This window comes from Arthrobacter sp. KUASC02, assembly GCF_059739395.1.
Genome location: NZ_AP046053.1, coordinates 3,420,768 through 3,439,367 on the forward strand (window position 1 = coordinate 3,420,768; position 18,600 = coordinate 3,439,367).

The 18,600-nt window shown below is 66.0% G+C and carries 12 protein-coding genes, 1 tRNA gene and 1 pseudogene; 2 read left to right on the forward strand and 12 right to left on the reverse strand.

The genetic code is table 11. The features are described 5' to 3' along the window. Positions 1-118: 118 nt before the first annotated feature. The 7 genes from AC6JAC_RS15720 to AC6JAC_RS15750 all read right to left on the reverse strand — a co-directional run bounded on the left by AC6JAC_RS15720 (position 119) and on the right by AC6JAC_RS15750 (position 10,055). Positions 119-2,899, reverse strand: a complete 2,781-nt coding sequence (locus AC6JAC_RS15720; RefSeq protein ID WP_497965360.1) for a helix-turn-helix transcriptional regulator — start codon at positions 2,897-2,899, stop codon at positions 119-121. Beyond that, a complete protein-coding gene (locus AC6JAC_RS15725) occupies positions 2,877-5,609 on the reverse strand; it encodes a helix-turn-helix transcriptional regulator (RefSeq protein WP_156037094.1) in 2,733 nt (910 codons plus the stop codon). Before AC6JAC_RS15725 ends, AC6JAC_RS15720 begins: the two co-directional genes overlap by 23 nt. Positions 5,610-5,847: 238 nt before the next feature. Next, positions 5,848-6,429 (reverse strand): aminoacyl-tRNA hydrolase, encoded by a 582-nt coding sequence (gene pth, locus AC6JAC_RS15730; RefSeq protein WP_028270405.1) that lies wholly within the window; start codon positions 6,427-6,429, stop codon positions 5,848-5,850. Between the two features lie 91 nt (positions 6,430-6,520). Next, complete coding sequence (locus AC6JAC_RS15735) at positions 6,521-7,111, reverse strand: 50S ribosomal protein L25/general stress protein Ctc (RefSeq protein ID WP_028270406.1); 591 nt, start codon at positions 7,109-7,111, stop codon at positions 6,521-6,523. A gap of 275 nt (positions 7,112-7,386) precedes the next feature. Then, positions 7,387-8,367: a ribose-phosphate diphosphokinase gene (locus AC6JAC_RS15740; protein ID WP_028270407.1), complete on the reverse strand. Its 981-nt coding sequence runs from the start codon at positions 8,365-8,367 to the stop codon at positions 7,387-7,389. Beyond that, positions 8,364-9,890, reverse strand: a complete 1,527-nt coding sequence (glmU, locus tag AC6JAC_RS15745; RefSeq protein WP_028270408.1) for a bifunctional UDP-N-acetylglucosamine diphosphorylase/glucosamine-1-phosphate N-acetyltransferase GlmU — start codon at positions 9,888-9,890, stop codon at positions 8,364-8,366. The genes AC6JAC_RS15740 and glmU overlap by 4 nt, the downstream gene beginning before the upstream one ends. A gap of 93 nt (positions 9,891-9,983) precedes the next feature. After that, positions 9,984-10,055, reverse strand: a tRNA-Gln gene (locus tag AC6JAC_RS15750). A 191-nt stretch (positions 10,056-10,246) separates the two neighbouring features. Between AC6JAC_RS15750 and AC6JAC_RS15755 the strand changes: the two genes are divergently transcribed. Continuing rightward, complete coding sequence (locus tag AC6JAC_RS15755) at positions 10,247-10,849, forward strand: TetR/AcrR family transcriptional regulator (protein ID WP_028270409.1); 603 nt, start codon at positions 10,247-10,249, stop codon at positions 10,847-10,849. Positions 10,850-10,955: 106 nt separating this feature from the next. Here the strand turns inward: AC6JAC_RS15755 and AC6JAC_RS15760 are convergent, their stop codons facing one another. The 5 genes from AC6JAC_RS15760 to AC6JAC_RS15780 all read right to left on the reverse strand — a co-directional run bounded on the left by AC6JAC_RS15760 (position 10,956) and on the right by AC6JAC_RS15780 (position 17,304). Further along, positions 10,956-12,791: an ABC-F family ATP-binding cassette domain-containing protein gene (locus AC6JAC_RS15760; protein WP_028270410.1), complete on the reverse strand. Its 1,836-nt coding sequence runs from the start codon at positions 12,789-12,791 to the stop codon at positions 10,956-10,958. A gap of 62 nt (positions 12,792-12,853) precedes the next feature. Further along, positions 12,854-13,816 (reverse strand): 4-(cytidine 5'-diphospho)-2-C-methyl-D-erythritol kinase, encoded by a 963-nt coding sequence (locus AC6JAC_RS15765; protein ID WP_028270411.1) that lies wholly within the window; start codon positions 13,814-13,816, stop codon positions 12,854-12,856. A gap of 82 nt (positions 13,817-13,898) precedes the next feature. Further along, the gene (gene rsmA / locus AC6JAC_RS15770; protein ID WP_028270412.1) at positions 13,899-14,786 is read right to left on the reverse strand and encodes a 16S rRNA (adenine(1518)-N(6)/adenine(1519)-N(6))-dimethyltransferase RsmA; all 888 of its coding nucleotides are present in this window, start codon (positions 14,784-14,786) and stop codon (positions 13,899-13,901) included. Positions 14,787-14,970: 184 nt separating this feature from the next. Then, a complete protein-coding gene (locus AC6JAC_RS15775) occupies positions 14,971-16,122 on the reverse strand; it encodes a resuscitation-promoting factor (protein ID WP_028270413.1) in 1,152 nt (383 codons plus the stop codon). A gap of 294 nt (positions 16,123-16,416) precedes the next feature. Continuing rightward, positions 16,417-17,304 carry a TatD family hydrolase gene (locus AC6JAC_RS15780; protein WP_028270414.1) on the reverse strand — a complete coding sequence of 296 codons (888 nt, stop codon included), beginning with the start codon at positions 17,302-17,304 and terminating at the stop codon, positions 16,417-16,419. Between the two features lie 173 nt (positions 17,305-17,477). Here AC6JAC_RS15780 and AC6JAC_RS15785 point away from each other — a divergent pair. After that, a pseudogene (locus AC6JAC_RS15785) lies at positions 17,478-18,597 on the forward strand (AAA family ATPase). The last annotated feature ends 3 nt before the right edge of the window (positions 18,598-18,600 follow it).

The window sequence follows — 18,600 nt, forward strand, 5'->3', positions numbered from 1 at the left end:
GATCCAGCGCTGACACGCGGCTAGAGGTGCGCCCGGGGCGCTTCAAAATAGTTAACAAGTCGCCGTCGCCGCACCGTTTTGAGCGCCACGTCCGAGTAGGACCTCCCGGTCCAAGTACTCATTTCCCGGGTGCTGGTTTGGCCTTAACCGGCGGGTCCTCTCCGAGGCCCGCGGCGGCAGCCAACTCGTCACGTCCCGCGATGCCAAGCTTCAGGTAACAACGGTAAAGGTGGCCTTCCACCGTTCGGACGGAGATCTGGAGCTTGTCCGCGATCATCCGGTCGCTGAGTCCCGTGGCCGCCAGCCCCACGATGTTCCGTTCGCGCTTGGTCAGGATCGGGGCCACCGTGTCCGGCTGGGCTTCGTTGCCGGCGTGGCCCAGCTCTTCGTTGCATCGGGCGATGCCGGCGCGGGCCATGGCTGCCAGCTCCCGGTTCCGGCTCCGGTCCAATGAGGTCAGGGCTGCGGCATAGGCATCCGAGGCCAGCTGGAAGGCCGAGGCCGCGAAGAGCGACTCCCCCGCACGCAGGTACAGTTCGGCGCTGCCATCGGCGAGCGCGGCGGAGTATTCAGCCAGGGCCGCCGCCCAAGCGCCTTCCACCGAGCCGGCCAGCTCCTGCACACGCCCCAGCCGGGTGGTGTCTCCCAGGCTCATGGCCAGGGCGAGGGCGTTCAGTTCCAAGAACCCTGCGCCCTGTTGCGCGGCTTCCTCCGCGCTGCGGTGCAGGGCCGCGATGCCGGATCCGTTCCCTGCCTGGAGTTCCTCACCGGCAGCAAGGAAGTCCCGCGCAAATGCTGTCACAAGATGTATGCCGCGCTCGCCCCACGCTTCATAGTCCGACCGCAGCCTGTCGGCCTCGGCCTTGAAGCCCTGGGCCGCCGCCACGTAGTAGGCCATGGCTGCGCAGAACCGGAACATCTGCTGGGGATCACTGTCGCGGAGGGCTTCAATCCCGGTGACCAGCAATTCCAGAGCCTCGGCGAGCTTCCCCTGCCGGAGTGCAATGTAGCCCATGACGACATATGAGGCACCGCTGAAGGAAACCATGGCGGAACCGAAAGACGTCTGGGCGTAGCCATCCAGGAGTTGCTGGGCCTCAGCCCACTCCCCTGCGGCCAGGTCGCAGGCGACGAGCCGCACCACAGTGAACTCCGGAAGGAAGAAGATGTCGTTGTCCGGCGGCTGGACCTGGCCGTAGGCATCCATTGCGAGCTGGCGCCCTTGCAACGGATACCCCAGCGCACAGAGCCGTTCGGCCTGCAGGGCCAGTGCCATCGACCTGGTGAGCGCGCCGTCCGGTTCCCCTGCGGAAGCGTCGGCTGCCAGCAGGTCATCGAGCCCGGGACCCATCCGCCTGTAGTCGCCCGCGAGCGAGTACGCCATGAGTTCCACCAGGGAGGCCCGCCGTGCCGTGAGCCTGCGGATGGAGGCCGACTCCGCGGGGTGGGCAGCGGCCTCTTCTTCGCCCCACAGGCGAAGGCGCCGGGCGTCCTCCTCGATGGCAGAGGCGGGCTGCCCGAGTGCCGTCCGGGTGGCGGACCTCAAGAGGCTGTTGACCACCATGTGCGTGAGGCCGCTGCCGGCGTCCACATTCACGTTCAAGAGGGCGGCAGCCTCGTCGTAGTGCCCCAGGTTGTAGTGCGAGCGGGCCATCACGGCCCGTGCCGTCTGTTGCAGTTCAGGATCCCGGACAGCCCAGGCGATGCGCAGGGCCGTCTCGCTTTCGAAGAGCTTGCAGGCCAGCACGGCGGCCCGGATCAGCAGCCTGGCGGGGACTTCCGCTCCACAGTCCAAAGACCAGGAAACCATCCGGAGCAGGGACTCGGGTTTGTCAGCGGAGAGTTCCATCCGGGACACGAGCTCCCGGTGCAGCTGGAGGCTTCGGGCCGCGGGAACGATCCGGCGCAGCACTTCCCCGTAGACCGGGCTGACCAGCCGGAGCGTCGGTTCGCTGTCCACCGACTGGACCACCAGACGCTGGTCCAGCAGTTCCTTGACGGCGGGCTCACCCGCGATCTCTCCCACGAGGGTCCTGTCCACCGGTTCCGCCAGCGCGATCAGGTTCAGCGCCTCACGGCCGTCGGCCGAGATGCGCATGAGCTGGACCTTCACGACGGCGGTGAGTTCCAGCGTCCGTACATGGGAGGAACCTGCGTTGAGCCAGACCCCGTTGCGCTGGATCAGGTCGCCGGAACGCTGGGCCTCGCGGATCAGGGTCTTGAGCAGCAGCGTGTTCCCGCCGGCCTCCTGCCAGTATTCACGCGAGGTGCTGTTGAGCACTTTGCCCTCAAGCAGGGCCTCGCACAGTTGATGGCCCTGTTCCAGGGTGAGGGGGGCGATGTCGAACCGTTCGGCAGTGCCGTCGTGCCAGAGCCGGAGCAAGGGCTGGGGGATGCCGGGCCGCGGAATGCAGGTGGCGACGAGTTTGGCCCAGCCGGCCTGGACAAGTTCGGAAATCATCTCGGCCGTGGCGGTGTCGAGGTCGTGGGCGTCGTCCACCAGCAGCAGGGCCGGTCCCGGACCCTTCCGGCCGCTTTCGAGGTGCGCCCACAGCGCCCTGAGGACGGCCACTTTGGAGGTGACGTCCTCTACTGAGAGATCAGACAGGTACGGGGAAAGTGCACCGTACGGAACCGGTGAAAGTGACGGGCTTCCGTGGACGGTCATGACCGCCTGCCGGCCGTTCCCGGCGCTATTCAGTTGCGCCAGGAACGAAGACGCTCCCAATCCGGCGTCGCCGACGACGAAAACCGCCCAGCAGTCGTCCGATGCGAGGGCGTCTTTGACCGCGGACAGCATGTCCCCCCGGTCTATCCAGGGATCATCAGCATTCTGGCGCCGGGTCCCGGCGCGCGACCGCCCCGAAGCCTTCCCGTCAGACTTGAGCGGTTCCTTCAAGCTCACTCCTCGATGAAATCCCCATTTTCGTGAAGATCTGGTAGAGATGGCCTTCCACCGTACGAATGGAAAGCTGCAGCCGGTTGGCGACTTCCTTGTTGCTCAACCCCTGGCTGGCCATTCTGGCAACCTGCCGTTCCCGTTCGGTCAGTTCCGGTCCCACCGTGTGCGGCATCAGCGGCAACACCGGCAGCGTTTCCACGAGCCGGTCCAGCCGGTGCTGGGCGGCCCGTGCGGACTGGGAGTCCCCCTTTTCCCTGGCGATGTCCAGCGCCAGCACCACGCATCTGGACTCCACCGCGTCGAGGTGCAGCTCCTGGGCCAGTGACGCAGCCTCAAGCAGGAGTTTGGAATCCTTCTTTCTGCTCCCCTCCCCGACCAGACGGTTGACGCTGGCCATCTTTCCCTGCCTCCGGGAGGACACCTCGGTCAGCAGAACCAGTTCTTCCTCCGTTCCATGCACCGTAGCACCGAACAGGCTGATGGAGGCAGTGGTTGTCCGCCCCTTGGAAATGTCCTCGTGCGCGGACTCGATCAGCTTCTGCTTTGCACCCGGATCCTTGAGCCACCGCTTGGCCATCCGCACGCAGAACTCGGCCATCCACGAGGTGAACCAGGCGACATGCTGTTCCTCCTGGGCTGCGAGGTCGAGGAAGTTTCGCGATTCCTGGATGTCCCCGGCCTGGGCGTAGGCGAACGCCAGGGCTGAGCAGGCCAGTGACGGTCCGTAGTAGCTCCGCCTGATTTCCAGCTGCGCCTGGGCGCCGAGCAGCGTGTCGATGGCGAGGTCGGCCCGTCCGGCATAGGTGTAGGCCACACCCAGCGCAAGTTCTGCCGCCCCACCCAGGTACTGCATGATTTTGGGCTTCTGGTCCAGTGCGTCGGTGAGTATCCTGACGCAGTCCTCCCATTGGCCGCTGCACAGCAGGGCGGCAAACAGTCCTTCGGCCTGCCAGGCCAGCATTCCCGGCGCCACGTTGGACTGTTCCATCCGGTGCTGAATCTCGGCTGCCAGGGCAATGGCGTCCGCCTCCCTGCCTATGACCGCCCACGCCATGGTCAGCAGGCAGGCGCAGTTCAGGACGTACAGCGGGTCGCCGTCTTCTTTGTAGGACCGTTCCAGGTCTTCGGCGACGGCGGCGTATTCACCCTGGTGGATCATCTGCTCGAATTCGGCGAGCATGATCAGCTCGTGGGCACGGGCAAAGTCGGCCGGCGTCTCATTGCCGATGGATGCCCTTTCCCGCCGGGCCAGCTCCTGCCGGGCCGCCGACAGGATTCCGTCGATCCGCGTGTACCCTCCGTGGACCCAGAGCAGCGCGCTGCAGAAATCCTGCACGCAGCTCGCGTAGGCGGTCGCGGGTAGTTCAGCCAGTTGCTCGGGTGTGACCTCCTCGAGGACCGCCACGGCAGACTCATGCTCGGCCAGCGTCATGTAGGCGGCGGCCCGTTGCTGGGCGGCCTCAGCCCAGTGCGGGTCTCCGACGTGGATCTGCGCTAGCGCCTCCAAGGCGAACATCGGGTCGAACAGCCGGTTCGCCGCAGCGGCAGCGGCCAGTGCGAACGCCGGCTCCACCGGCTCACCGCAGTCAAGGGTCCAGGCGACATACCCGAGGAGCTCTTCGACATCCATCTCGGCAGGGGTTGCACCCACAACCCGTGCGACGAGCTGGTGGAGTTCCTTGCGCCGCGGCAGGTCCATCCAGCCCCGGATGACTTCGCCGACGTAGTCGTCCTTCAGGCTCACCCAGCGGCGGCCCGTCTCACCGACTTGCAAATACCCGGCCTTTTCGAGGTCGGCAACCACGGCCGGGTCCAGGACATCGAGGAGGACGAATAAGGGAACCCGGCGGATCAGGGCCAGCCACTCCAGGCCTTCCCTGACCTTGGGGGTTTCCCGTGCCAACCGGGACCTGACCAGGTCCACCAGGGCGTCGGCTTCCGCGAGGTTGATCCCCCCGCGCAGCGCCCAGACTTTCCCGGCGAGGTGGAGGTTGCCTGAACGCAGTTGCTCAATCACGATCGCCTGGAGAACCAGCGGGTTTCCGCCACTCGCCGCGTACAGCGAACTGGCGGCGGTGGCAGTCACGGGACGCCCCAGGACGCCGGCAAGCAGTTTGCTCACTTCCGGCCTGGTGAATACTTCGAGCCGGATTTCTTCGAGCGAATTGTTGCGCAGGAGCCGGATCAGGTCTTCGGGCATGTCCGTCACGTTGCGAACGGTGACCATGAGCTTCGCGGCGCCGCTCAGGATGAGGTGCATCAGGACTGCGGTGCTCATGCTGTCGATCGCCGGCAGGTCTTCGAGCACAACCAGGACCGGACGCCCGGCGGCGTCTTCGCGGATGAGCCGGGAAATGCCGTGGACGATTTCGCCCGGGGATTCCAGCACATGTCCGGGCAGCCGGGCCACGAGAAAGGCCAGTTGACCAAACGGAATGGCAGGATCAGTGGTGGTTCCGTGGAGGTGGATGATATGCATCTTGCCCACCAGCTTGGCTTCCACTGCGCGCGCAAAAGTGGACTTGCCGACGCCTTGCGCGCCGACGACTACGACGCCGTGGAGTTCGCTCTCAGACAGGATGGAGACGACGGACGCCTGGATGTCCTGCCTGACCAAAGACGACCACTTACGACGCTCGGAGGCTCCCATGCCCCGGCGTTCAGTCTCCAGGAGCCCCCCATGTTCAGAGCCTGGTGATGCAAGCACGATCGATCACGCTACCTTCGTGGCTCCAGCTGATGCGAGTTGGCTGAGCCGTCGGGTGTTCAGTTTTCCGATGCCGCCAAACGAGGCAACAAGACCTTGAATGTGAAAATTACCATAGCAGGTATGGCTAAACAATTAGGCCGCTTTATGCAACTGGTTAACCAATTGCATTGCACCAACCGTGACCAGTCCCCCACCCGCAGGCTACCGCTAAAGAGGCGGTTTCGAGGCAACGTTACTAAACCGACGTGTGATATTTCTGCTGCGCGGCAGCAAGGCCGTCCTTGATGACAATCTCCACGGCGTCGGCGGCGTCATCCAGGAGGAACGGCAGTTCCTTCTTTTCGGCCGTGGCGAAGTCCTTCAGAACAAAGTCGGCGGTATCCATCCGGCCCGGCGGGCGGCCCACTCCGACGCGGACCCGAAGGTAGTCCTTGGTGGCCAGCGCTTTGGAAATGTCCCGGAGCCCGTTGTGGCCGCCTTCGCCGCCGCCGATCTTGAGCTTGACGGTATTGAAGGGAATGTCGATTTCGTCATGGACCGCCACGACGTGCTCCGGACCGATGTCGTAGAACTTCGATAGGGCGGACACCGGACCGCCGGAGACGTTCATGTAGCTCATGGGTTTGGCCAGGATGACGCGGGGTCCTCCGATCCCGAGCCGGCCCTCCAGGACGTGGGCGCGGGCCTTGTGGACTTTGAAACTGCCGCCCACCCGGCTCGCGAGTTCATCCAGCACCATTTGGCCGACGTTGTGACGGTTGTGGCTGTATTCGCTGCCGGGGTTGCCAAGGCCTACGATCAGCCAGGTGTCAGTCATTCGTCAATCCTAGGGTTGTTGCAAACGGGCTTTAATACGGCAGTGGCCGGGCCCCGACAGGGACCCGGCCACGAGAAACGGGCTGCCGGAATTACTCGGCTGAAGCCTCGGAGGTGGCGCCTTCGGAAGCCTCTTCGTCGGAAACCTCGGTGGCCTCGGAGATGTTGACCACCAGGGACTCGGGGTCGGCCAGCAGGATGGAACCCTTCGGCAGGACGAGGTCGGAAGCGTGGATGTGCTCGCCGGCGGAACGGCCTTCGATGCTGACCTCGACGGCGGTGGGCAGGTGGGTTGCCTCGGCCTCGAGGGAAACAACGGTCATTTCCTGGTTGTAGGCGTTGCCCGGAGCCAGTTCACCGGTGAGGTGGACGGGAACGTCGACGGTAACCTTTTCGCCGGTGCGGACGGTCAGGAGGTCGAGGTGCTCGACGATCTGCTTGATCGGGTTGCGCTGGATGTCCTTGACGAGGGCCAGGTGCTGTTCGCCGTTGATGTCCAGGGTCAGCAGGGCGTTGGCGGTGCGGACGGCCAGGGTGGTGGCCTTCGCCGGGAGGGTGATGTGGATCGGCTCTGCGCCGTGGCCGTAGATGACGGCGGGGATCAGGTTGGCCATGCGTGCGCGGCGGGCGAAGCCCTTGCCGAATTCGGTGCGTACTTCTGCTGCGAGCTTCTGCTCAGACATGTAAATCTCCTTGAAATCTAAACGGGTGTTCAGCAAGGGCGGAGGTCTGTTTGCGACCTTCAACGCCGGGCGGCCCGTGGCCGGCCCTTCAAGAAGGGAGATTCAGACCCAGTCGATAACGGAGACTGCTCTCCCTCGCCAAGGTATCGTGGACCAGCCTACCAGCGTTGGGCCCTGTTACTGAAAACGGGGCCCAACGCCGGCGGGCTCGGATCCCCACCAGCTCCCTAAGCTCGCAAGCTCGCTCAGGGAACCCTGCTGGCGTGGGCCCTGGCTTAGGCGTTGCCGTCGAACAGGCTGGTGACGGAGCCGTCGTCGAACACTTCACGGATGGCGCGGGCAATCAACGGTGCGATGGACAGCACTGTCAGCTGCGCGAAGCGCTTGTCAGCCGGGATGGGCAGCGTGTCGGTGACCACCACTTCGCGGGCACCCGACTCGGCGAGCCTGCGGGCAGCCGGGTCGGAGAAGACGGCGTGGGTCGCCGCGATGATGACATCCTTGGCGCCGGCGTTCTTCAGCACCTGGACGGCCCCGGAGATGGTTCCGCCGGTGTCGATCATGTCGTCGATCAGGACGCAGGTGCGGCCTTCGATCTGCCCCACGACGGTCTTGGACACGGCCTGGTTCGGAACCGTGAGGTCGCGGCTCTTGTGGACGAACGCCAGCGGGGCACCGCCGAGGCGCTCGGCCCACTGTTCGGCCACGCGGACGCGGCCGGTGTCCGGGGAGACAACGGTGATGTTGTCCGCGGCGACGCGCGTGCGGATGTAGTCGGCCAGCAGCGGGATGGCCATGAGGTGGTCAACCGGACCGTCGAAGAAGCCCTGGATCTGCGAGGTGTGCAGGTCAACGCTCATGATGCGGTCCGCGCCGGCCGTCTTGTACAGGTCAGCCACCAGACGGGCGGAGATCGGCTCGCGGCCGCGGCCCTTCTTGTCCTGGCGGGAGTAGGGGTAGAAGGGCGAAACCACGGTGATGCGCTTGGCGGATGCCCGCTTCAGCGAATCAATCATGATCAGCTGTTCCATGAGGTGGTTGTTCAGCGGGGCCGGGTGCGCCTGGATGACGAAGGCGTCCGTGCCGCGGACGCTCTCTCCGGCGCGTACGTAGATTTCCCCGTTGGCAAAATCGTAGGCATCCACCGGCAGCAGTTCAGTGCCCAGCTCCTTGGCGATCTCCCGCGCAAGCTCGGGGTGGGCCCGCCCTGCGGCGAGAACCAGTTTCTTCTCGCCGCGTGCCGTAATTTCGGTCATGATTGCTTGCCCTCTTCTGTAGGTGCCGGGGTGCTTGAGGAATCCAGGGGCGGCTGTGCCGCGGCTGTTTCGCTGACCGGCGCCGTTGCCCCCGCGGCTTCGGCCAGTACTGCTGAGATGGAGCCCGGCCGGTGCGAGACGACCCAGCCTTCGGCGTTCCGCTGCTTGGCCACCGAGATGGCCAGCGCGCCGGCGGGAACGTCCTGCCGGATCACCGCGCCGGCTCCGCTGTAGGCACCGTCGCCCACCTGGACCGGAGCGACGAAGACCGTGTTGGAACCCGTGCGCACGCCGGAGCCGATCACGGTGCGGTGCTTGTGCTCGCCGTCGTAGTTGGCCGTGATGTTGCCACAGCCGATGTTGGTGTCCTCGCCGATTTCCGCATCGCCGGCGTAGCCGAGGTGCGACAGTTTGGAACCGCGGCCGATCGTGACGTTCTTGGTTTCGTAGAAGGCGCCGATCTTGCCGGTCTCCCCCAGCACCGTTCCCGGGCGGAGGTAGGTGAACGGTCCGACGCTCGCGTTCGCGCCGATCGCAGCTCCGGAGCCGTGCGTCCGCGTCACCTTGGCGCCCTCGCCAATGGTGACGTCCGTCAGCGTGGTGTCAGGGCCGACGACGGCGTCCCTCGCCACCGTCGTGGCGCCGTGCAGCTGGGTGTTGGGCAGGATCCGGACGTCCTCGGCGAGGGTCACCGTGGAGTCGATCCACGTGGTGGCGGGGTCCACGACCGTCACACCGGCGCGCATCCAGGCCTCCACCGTGCGCCGGTTGTGTTCGGCTCCGAGTGCCGAGAGCTGGACGCGGTCGTTGGCGCCTTCGACCTGCCAGCGGTCGTTGGTGACCACGGCGGCCACCCGCCCGCCGGCCGCGCGGGCAATGCCCAGAACGTCGGTGAGGTACATCTCGCCCTGGGCATTGTCCGTGGTGACGTGGGCCAGTGCGTCGCGGAGGACGGCGGCGTCGAAGGCGTAGATCCCGGAATTGATTTCTCGGATTTCACGTTCCTCGTCGGAGGCGTCCTTGTGCTCGCGGATTCCCGTGACGGTGCCGTCGGCCGCCCGCAGGATCCGGCCGTAGCCTGCCGCGTCGTCGAGGACCGCGGTCAGGACCGTGACGGCGTTGCGTTCGTGTTCGTGGATCAGGACCAGCTCGGCAAGCAGCTCCGCCGAGAGCAACGGCACGTCGCCGTAGGTGACCACAACGGTGCCGCTGAGCGGTCCGCCGGCGTCGAGGGCTTCCAGCGCCGCCTGCACGGCGCGGCCGGTGCCGGGGACTTCATCCTGGTCCACGATCAGCGCCGCGGGATCAAGCCGGGAGACGTGCGCGGCCACGAGGTCGCGCTCGTGCCGGACCACAAGGGCCAGCTGGCGGGGATCGATGGTGCGGGCAGCACGCAGGGCGTGGCCAACCAGCGAAAGGCCGCCGATTTCGTGGAGAATCTTGGGCGTCCGGGATTTCATCCGGGTACCGGCACCTGCAGCTAGGACGATGACGGCGGCGGGGCCGGTTGTCTCGGGGCTCACGTACAGGCTCTCCTTGCTTGGTGGATCTCAGTTGCGCGCACTTTCACACCTTTGCCGGTCTGTTCCGGATCCGGGATCCGTCCGCAGCGGCAGTTCCGCCCATAGGATTCGAACCTATACTCCACGGCTCCAAAGGCCGGGGTGCTGCCATTACACCAGGGCGGACCGTGCCCGGACCCGCAGCCCCGTGGCACGAGAACCAATTCTGCCACGAAGGTCGGCGGACTTGCGACTCGGGGCCCGGTGCATCCCTAAGGCATGATGGGACGGTGAGCAAGATCAACGGTGCGCCCGCTGGCGCCGGAAGCCCTCCCGGCCGGCCCGTCAGGGCACCCGGTTACATCCCCCGGCCCCGCATGACCGGTGCGCAGCGCCGCTCACAGCTGATCGACATCGGACGCGGACTCTTCGCCATCCGGGGTCTTGACGGCACCACGATCGAAGAAATTGCGGCTGCTGCGGGCGTATCGAAGCCCGTGATCTATGAGCACTTCGGGTCCAAGGAAGGCCTCTACACCCAGGTGGTGGAGTACGAGTTCCGGATCCTGCTGGCCGCCATCAATGACGCCCTCACGGACGAAGCCAAGCCACGGGTCCAGGTGGAGCGGGCAGCACTGGCCCTGTTGACGTACATCGAGGACCGCACGGACGGATTCCGGATCCTGATGCGGGACGCACCGCCGTCGCAGCCCGAAGGCGCCTTTTCCACGCTGCTCTCCCACGTCACCGCGCGGGTGGAACACATCCTGTCCGACGAGTTCGCCCGCCGCGGGTTCAGTGCGGCCGACGGCGCCATGTACGCCCAGATGCTGGTGGGCATGGTGGCCATGACCGGGCAGTGGTGGCAGGACAGCCGCACGCCGGACAAGCGCGCCGTGGCCGCCCACCTGGTGAACCTCGCCTGGAACGGCCTCACGGGGCTGCAGAAGGAACCCGAGCTCCGGTCCGACGTGGACTAAGGCCCGCCGCCCGGTGAGGCAGTCATCCTCTGCGTGCTGCTCCTTCGTCGCTTTGACGCACGCTGCCGGATAACTCCCTCACCCGCATTGCTGGCCGGCCCCCTTATTACTCTCCGAGCACTTCCAGCGCTTCGAGCCATTCGAGTTCCAGGGCTTCGCGTTCTTCGGCCAGGGTTTTGAGTTTCTTGTTCAGGTCTGCCATGGCGTCGAAGTCGTTGTCGGCGGTGCTCTTGACCATCTGGGCGTGGATCTTTTCCTCCTGCTGGGTCAGTTTGCCCAGCTGGCGGTCGATCCGGTTCTTGGCTTTGCGGGCGTCGCGCTTCTGTGCTTCGGAGGGGCCGGCCGGGCCCTCGGCGGCGGGTGCCGAGCTGCCGCTGGCGCCGATGACGGGGTTGCCGCCGCCTGTGATGGTGGAGCCGGCCAGGGCGCCTTCGCGCAGTTCCAGGTACTGGTCCACGCCCCGCGGCAGCGCGCGGATCTTGCCGTCGCCCAACAGCGCCATCTGGTGGTCGGTTACGCGCTCCAGCAGGTAGCGGTCGTGGCTCACCACAACGAGCGTGCCCGGCCAGCCGTCCAGGACGTCTTCGACGGCGGCGAGCGTGTCGGTGTCCAGGTCGTTGGTGGGCTCGTCGAGCATCAGCACGTTGGGTTCGCCAACGAGCAGGCGCAGGAGCTGGAGGCGGCGGCGTTCGCCACCGGACAGGTCCTTGACCGGGGTCCACTGCTTCTCATTGGTGAAGCCGAGCTGTTCCACCAGCTGGCCGGCGCTGAATTCCTTGCCGCCAACATTGAAGGACCGCTTTTCGCGCTCGATCACTTCGATGACCCGCAGGTCCTTGACGTCGTCGAGTTCCTTGACCTCCTGGGTCAGCACGGCGGTAACAACGGTCTTGCCGCGCTTGACCTTGCCGGAGGTGGGCTGGATTTCGCCGTTGAGGAGCTTGAGCAGGGTGGTCTTGCCGGCGCCGTTGACGCCCACCAGCCCCAGCCGCTCCCCCGGTGCGAGGCGGAGGGTGATGTTGTCGAAGAGCTTCTGGCCGGCTTCGCCACCGAGGAAGTCCAGGGAAACGTGCTCAAGGTCCAGCACGTCCTTGCCGAGGCGCGCCGTGGCCATCTTGCTCAGCGCCATCGAGTCGCGGGGCTCCGGGACGTCGGCGATCAGCGCGTTGGCGGCTTCGATGCGGAACTTCGGCTTGGCGGTGCGGGCGGGGGCGCCGCGGCGCAGCCAGGCGAGTTCCTTCTTGACGAGCTGCTGGCGCTTGCCTTCCATTACCGAAGCCGAGCGGTCCCGTTCGGCGCGGGCCAGGACGTAGGCCGCGTAGCCGCCTTCGAACGGGTCCATGATTCCGTCGTGGATTTCCCAGGTCTTGTTGCAGACTTCGTCGAGGAACCAGCGGTCGTGGGTGACCACCAGGAAGGCGCCCTGGTTGGCGCGCCAGCGGGTCTTGAGGTGGCGGGAGAGCCAGGCGACCCCTTCGACGTCGAGGTGGTTGGTGGGCTCATCGAGCATGATGACGTCGTGGTCTTCGATCAGCAGCTTGGCCAGCGCAACGCGCCGTTTCTGCCCGCCGGAGAGGGCATGTACGTTGGCGTGCCAGTCGACGTCGGACACCAGGCCGCCCATGACCTCGCGGATCTGCGGGTTGCGGGCCCATTCGTAGTCCGCCTGGTCGCCGACGATGGCGGCACCGACCGTGAGGTCGCCGTCGAGCACGTCGCTCTGGTCGAGGTAGCCGATGTTGACTTCGCTGCGCTTGGTCACGCGGCCGGAATCGGGGGTGGAGCGCATCGCCAGCAGGCGCATGAGGGTGGACTTGCCGTCGCCGTTTCGGCCCACCATGCCGATCCGGTCACCCTCTTCAAGGCCGAGGGTAACGCCGTCGAGGACGGTGCGGGTTGCATACGAGACCGTGAGGTTCTCGCCGCCGAGCAGGTGAGCCACTGGGAACTGCTTTCTTCGGTGGAAATTCGTCGAACGTAAAGGGTCGAACGGGGTCGGAAGTACTAAAGGAGCGTATCGGAGATGATGCGGGCCCCGTGCACCGGTCCATGGACGGCCAGTGCGTTCAGGCCGTGATGGCCGAGGTCCTCCGCGAGGCTGGCAGCCGCTGCAGGGCTGTGCGTGAGCAGGGCCACGGTGGGGCCGGACCCTGAAACAAGTCCGGCGATCGCTCCGCACGATTCGCCAAGTCCAAGGATATCGCGCAGTCCCGGCGCCAGCTCAATGGAGGCCCGCTGGAGGTCGTTGACCAGGACGCGGCTCAAGGCGTCCGCGTCCCCGCTGCGCAGCGCCTGCAGGATCTTCGGATCCACGGCGTCGGGCTCTTCCACGGTGACGCCTTCGGCGAGGCGAAGGCGGTCCAGGGTGCGGAAGACCTCCGGCGTGGACAGCCCGTAGTCGGCCGTGACCAGGACCCAGTCCATTTGCGCTTTGGCCAGCGCGGGAGACAACTCATCCCCTACGCCGAGTCCCACCGCGGTGCCGCCGAGGAGGGAAAACGGGACGTCGGCCCCGAGTTCTGCGGCCAGGTGGGCGAGCTCATCACGGGACAGCCCGCTGTTCCAGAGGGCGTCGCAGGCGAGCAGCGTGGCTGCGGCGTCTGCTGATCCTCCCCCCATGCCGCCGGCCACGGGGACCCGCTTGGTGATTTCCAGGTGGACACCGGTGGAGTGCTCGGACACGTCTGCCATGATGGCGGCCGCCTTGTAGGCGAGATTCCGTTCGTCGAGCGGTATGTCCACGTCCGCCAGATCCAGCGTGCTGGCCGGACTGATGCTGACCGTAATGCCCTCCGTGGGAGTGCTGGTGGCAGCCACTTCCTCGTAGAGGGAAACGGCGAGGTAGACACTGGCCACGGAATGGTAGCCGTCCTCACGCAGCGGGCCCACATCCAGCGAGACGTTGATTTTGCCGGGAGCCTTGACCCGGACCGTCCTCGCGGCAAAGCGCCCTCTCACTGCGTTCATGAGTCCAAGCTATGGCATGGCAGCGTCAGGCTCCAAGCATGCGCACCCATGGTGACACCCGATGCGGCAGCGCCCCTGCGACTCAACCCTGCGCGGCCTGACGGGCTTCGGCAATCCGCGCGAACGCCGCGATGTCGATTACTTCGCCCCGGGCAGTGGGATCAACACCTGCCGCCAGCAGGCAACGTTCGGCCTCCGCGGCGCTTCCGGCCCATCCGGCCAGGGCGGCACGCAGGGTTTTCCGGCGCTGCGCGAACGCGGCGTCGATGACGGCGAAGACCTGTTCGCGGGTGGCCGACGTCACCGGCGGCTCACGGCGGGTGAAGGCGACAAGCCCCGAGTGGATCTTGGGTGCAGGCCAGAAGACATTCATGCCGATCACGCCGGCCTTGCGCATGCTGCTGTACCAGGCGGCCTTCACCGACGGCACACCGTAGGTCTTGGACCCGGGGCCGGCGGCGAGCCGGTCCGCCACCTCGTCCTGGACCATGACCAGGCCGTGCCGGAGGCTCGGGAAGTGCTGCAGGAGGTGGAGCACCACCGGCACCGCGACGTTGTACGGGAGGTTCGCCACGAGGGCAGTGGGTTCCACCGGCAGTTCCGTGACCCTCATGGCGTCGGCCAGCACCAGATGGAAATCCTTGGCGGCGTCGGGGCGCCACTGCTGCACAGTGCCCGGCAGTTTGGCGGCGAGGACCGGATCGATTTCGACGGCGACGACCGACTTGGCGGCGTCCAGCAATCCCAGGGTGAGCGAGCCCAGTCCGGGACCCACCTCGAGGACGGTCTCGTCGGCGTGGATGTCAGCGGCAGCGACGATCCGGCGGATGGTGTTGCCGTCGATCACGAAGTTCTGGCCCAGGGTCTTCGTGGGGCGGACCCCGATTTCCTCGGCGAGCCGGCGGACGTCGGAGGCGCCAAAGAGTGGTGCGGGCGCGGTGCCGGAGGCGGCGGGGGTCGGTTCAGTCACCTAGGTATCCTATCCCGCCGGCCTGCGGCGGCCGTGTCCGACGCCGGCCGGCGCTGCCGTCCCAGGCGGCAGTATTCGGAGGGGTCGCCATGGGGACGGCAAAGGGCCAGGTCCGGCGTTCCGGACCTGGCCCTTTATTGCGTCGCGGCGGTGGTCAGCTGCCGCGATACACGATCAGTAACTGCTAGCTGGTCGCTGCCCAGCCGCAGCCCCAGGGCTGGAGGCCGCGCTGTGCGTACACGCGGTTGGCGATGTCGATCTGCTGCGCCTTGGTGGCGAGGCTGGCGTTGGGTGCGTACGCCCCGCCGCCGGAACCAATCCAGGTCTGGATGTCGAACTGCAGTCCGCCGTAGTAGCCGTTTCCGGAGTTGATGGACCAGTTGCCGGTGGATTCGCACTGCGCGATCTTGTCCCACATGGCTTCGTTCATCATGGCGGGGGCTGCTGCGCCGGTGTTCGCGGCGGCTTCAGCCTTGGGCTTTTCCTTGGTCCCCACGGAGACCTTTTCGGTCACGGGCTGGACGGAGACGGTCTCGGAGACGAGGGTCCGGGCGGCTTCGCGGCCGTCCACCAGCACGAGCTTGAAGTTCTTGTCCACCTTGCCGGGGACACCGGCCTGGGTGACCTTCTTCTCGCCCACGAAGAGATCGGCGCTTTCGGAACTCATCGTGTCGAAAGGAACCTCCTCGGAGGTGGCGGCTGTCTTGGTGGAATCCACCCGGGACACCTTGATGGCCATGTCATTGACGACGTGGGCGTTGCGGGGCTGGGACAGCCGGTCGCCTGCGCCGACGGTTACTCCGGCGTCATTGAGGACCTCAGCCACGGTTGCCGCAGTGGTGGTCGCCTTGGTGGCCTTGCCGTCCGCCAGGATGCTGACGGTCTTGGGGGTGGAGATGGCCACAAAGGAACCGGAAACGGCAAGCTGGGCGTCCTTCGGCACGGAGACTTCCGAGGCGCTGGCAACGCCGAGTTCCGTGACCAGTCCTTCGACATTGGCCGAGGTGGTGTTAATGGTCTTTTCTGCCCCGTCGAGGCTGATCTTCACGGCCTTGGCGAGATTGACGTTGATGACCGAGCCATCCTCCACGCGGGCGTCCGCAGACGGGGATACCCGGTCCGCGGCCTGCAGCTCCACCTTGGCACTCTTGACCACTTGGCCTACGGTCCCGCCGAAGGTCTGGACGGAGCTGACTTTGCCGTCCACGTTCAGGGTGACTGTCTTGTTGTTGCCTACGAAGGCCACGAGGCCCAGCACGAGTGCCGAGAGCACAACCAGCTGGGCGCCGACCTTGACGAAACTGAATTTACCGTCCGAAGTGAAGAACTTGACCACGATTGCCCGTAACTCTAGGACCATCCGGGCACGGGGAAAAACGCACATCACCCACCGACGCAAACACCCTCAGGGCAACTCCGGACATGGTCCGGATGTTTGCAGCAGACGTGTGCGCCGCCATGCTCAGGACTCCGCAGACCAGCCTCTCGGCAGGTCCGGAACTGAGCGAAATTATCCGAAGGCCTTCCCCGACCCCGGCTAATAGTTATCCACTGTAACCGAAGCGTTATAAAGCATCCAAGATTTTGTGCATACCTGGTATTCCTGAGGGTTCCCTGATCGGGGCTCTCCTCAGTCCCAGGATCCGTACGCCTGCAGGGAATTCCGGGCAATCCGAGCGCAAATGTCGGACAAATCAGTGCTTGTCAACTCGGCCATGGCACGGACCGTATGAGGGATCAGGTAACTGGCGTTGGGCCGGCCGCGGAAGGGGTGCGGGGTCAGGAAGGGCGCATCGGTTTCCACCAGGACCCGGGCAGGGTCGGCAATCACAAGTGCTTCACGGAGGTTGGCCGCGTTCTTGAACGTGACCGTTCCTGCGAACGACATGTACCAGCCTTCGTTGTTGCAGGTGCGGGCGAGCTGTTCATCTCCGGAGAAGCAATGGAACACCACCCGCTCGGGGGCGCCCTCTTCGCGCAGGACCTGGACAACGTCGTCGTGGGCGTCCCGGTCATGGATCTGCAGCGTCAGGCCGAGGCGCTTGGCAATGTCGATGTGGCGCCGGAACGAGTACCGCTGGTGCTTCAGCCCCTCCCCCTCGGTGCGGAAGAAATCCAGGCCCGTCTCACCAATGGCACGGATCCTGGGATGCGCTGCCAGGGCCTCGATCTCGGCCAGCGCATCCTCCAGTTCGCCGCGGGCGGCGTAGTCCGGGGCGTCGTTGGGGTGGATGGCCACAGCACCGAGAAGGCGGGGGTCCAGGTCAACGGCCTGCACCGTGAACCGGGAGGATTCCAGGTCGCAGCCAACCTGCACGGCTCCCTGCACGCCTACTGACGCCGCAACGTCCAGTGCGGCGGCCACCTCCACCTTCACGTCGGCGTTGGGGAAGTCCAGGTGCGTGTGGTTGTCCATGACCGGGACGGGCAGCGGCTCGGGAGCGGGCGGATAGCCCTGCCGGCCGGAGCCGTCGCTTCCGGGCACGCGAAACGGGGCTGGCGTCAACGGGGTGTTCATCCTTCTACCCTAGCTTCCCGGGCTTCCCGGATCCTGCCGGGAAATACCGGAACTCTCTGTTAGCCCCGGCAGTTGTGTTAGTAGTCTGGTGGCATACGGGCGAACGCCCGACGGCGGGCGCCGGCACTTCCTGCCAACCCGTGCCAGGCTTCCCCAGGTCTGAAAGGCTGCCGATGGACTCCCACAGACGCACGACAGTAGATGAAGCCCTCCCTGACGGGCAGGTCTTCCCCGACGGTGCGGGAGTGGCGGGAAACCCACTGAACGGGACCCGGCCGCCGGCCATGGACGCCGAAGCCTTCCACGCCGCCAGCGAGCGCATCCTGTCAGCCATTAATACGGTCATCGACGGCAAGGCCGAAGCGGCGAAGCTTGCCCTGACGGTTCTTCTGGCCCAGGGGCACCTGCTGCTTGAGGATGTTCCCGGTGTGGGAAAGACGCTGCTCGCCAAGACACTCGCCCGCACCATCGACTGCTCGGTGAGCAGGATCCAGTTCACCCCGGACCTCCTGCCCTCGGACGTCACAGGTGTGTCCATCTACAACCAGGCCTCGCGGCTGTTCGAATTCAGGCCCGGCGCCGTGTTCGCGAACATTGTCATCGGGGACGAGATCAACCGCGCTTCCGCAAAGACCCAGTCTGCGCTCCTGGAGTGCATGGAAGAGCACCAGGTCACAGTGGACGGGCACTCCTACAAGCTGGACGAGCCCTTTATGGTGGTGGCCACCCAGAATCCCATTGAGATGGGAAGGGACCTATCCGCTGCCGGAAGCGCAGCGCGACCGGTTTATGGCCCGGATCTCCATGGGCTATCCGGACAAGGACTCGGAGATCGAGATGCTGGAGACGCACCAGGCGACCTCGCCGCTGACCCGGGTGACCGCCGTCGTCACTTCGGCCGATGTGGCCGGCATGATCGCCGCCGTCCAGCGCGTCTACGTTTCGCAGGCAGTCAAGGAGTACACCGTGGCGCTGGGGCGCGCCACCCGCGAAAGCGCCATGCTCCGCCTCGGCGCCAGTCCCCGGTCCATGCTCCAACTGCTGCGGGCGGCGAAGGCCACCGCCGCGCTGGAGGGCCGGAACTTCGTGCTGCCCGACGACGTCGTCACCGTTGCCGAAGCCGTGCTGGCGCACAGGATCATCCTCGACCGCAAGGCCGCCAGCACGGGCGAAACCCCGCACAGTGTCATCCGCAGCATCCTGGCCAAACTTCCTGTGCCGCAGGAAATGTCCGCAGCCCCCTCCCGGGCCGGCAGCCCGCGCGGCGGCGCGGACCTTCGGCACAGCCGCTAGCGG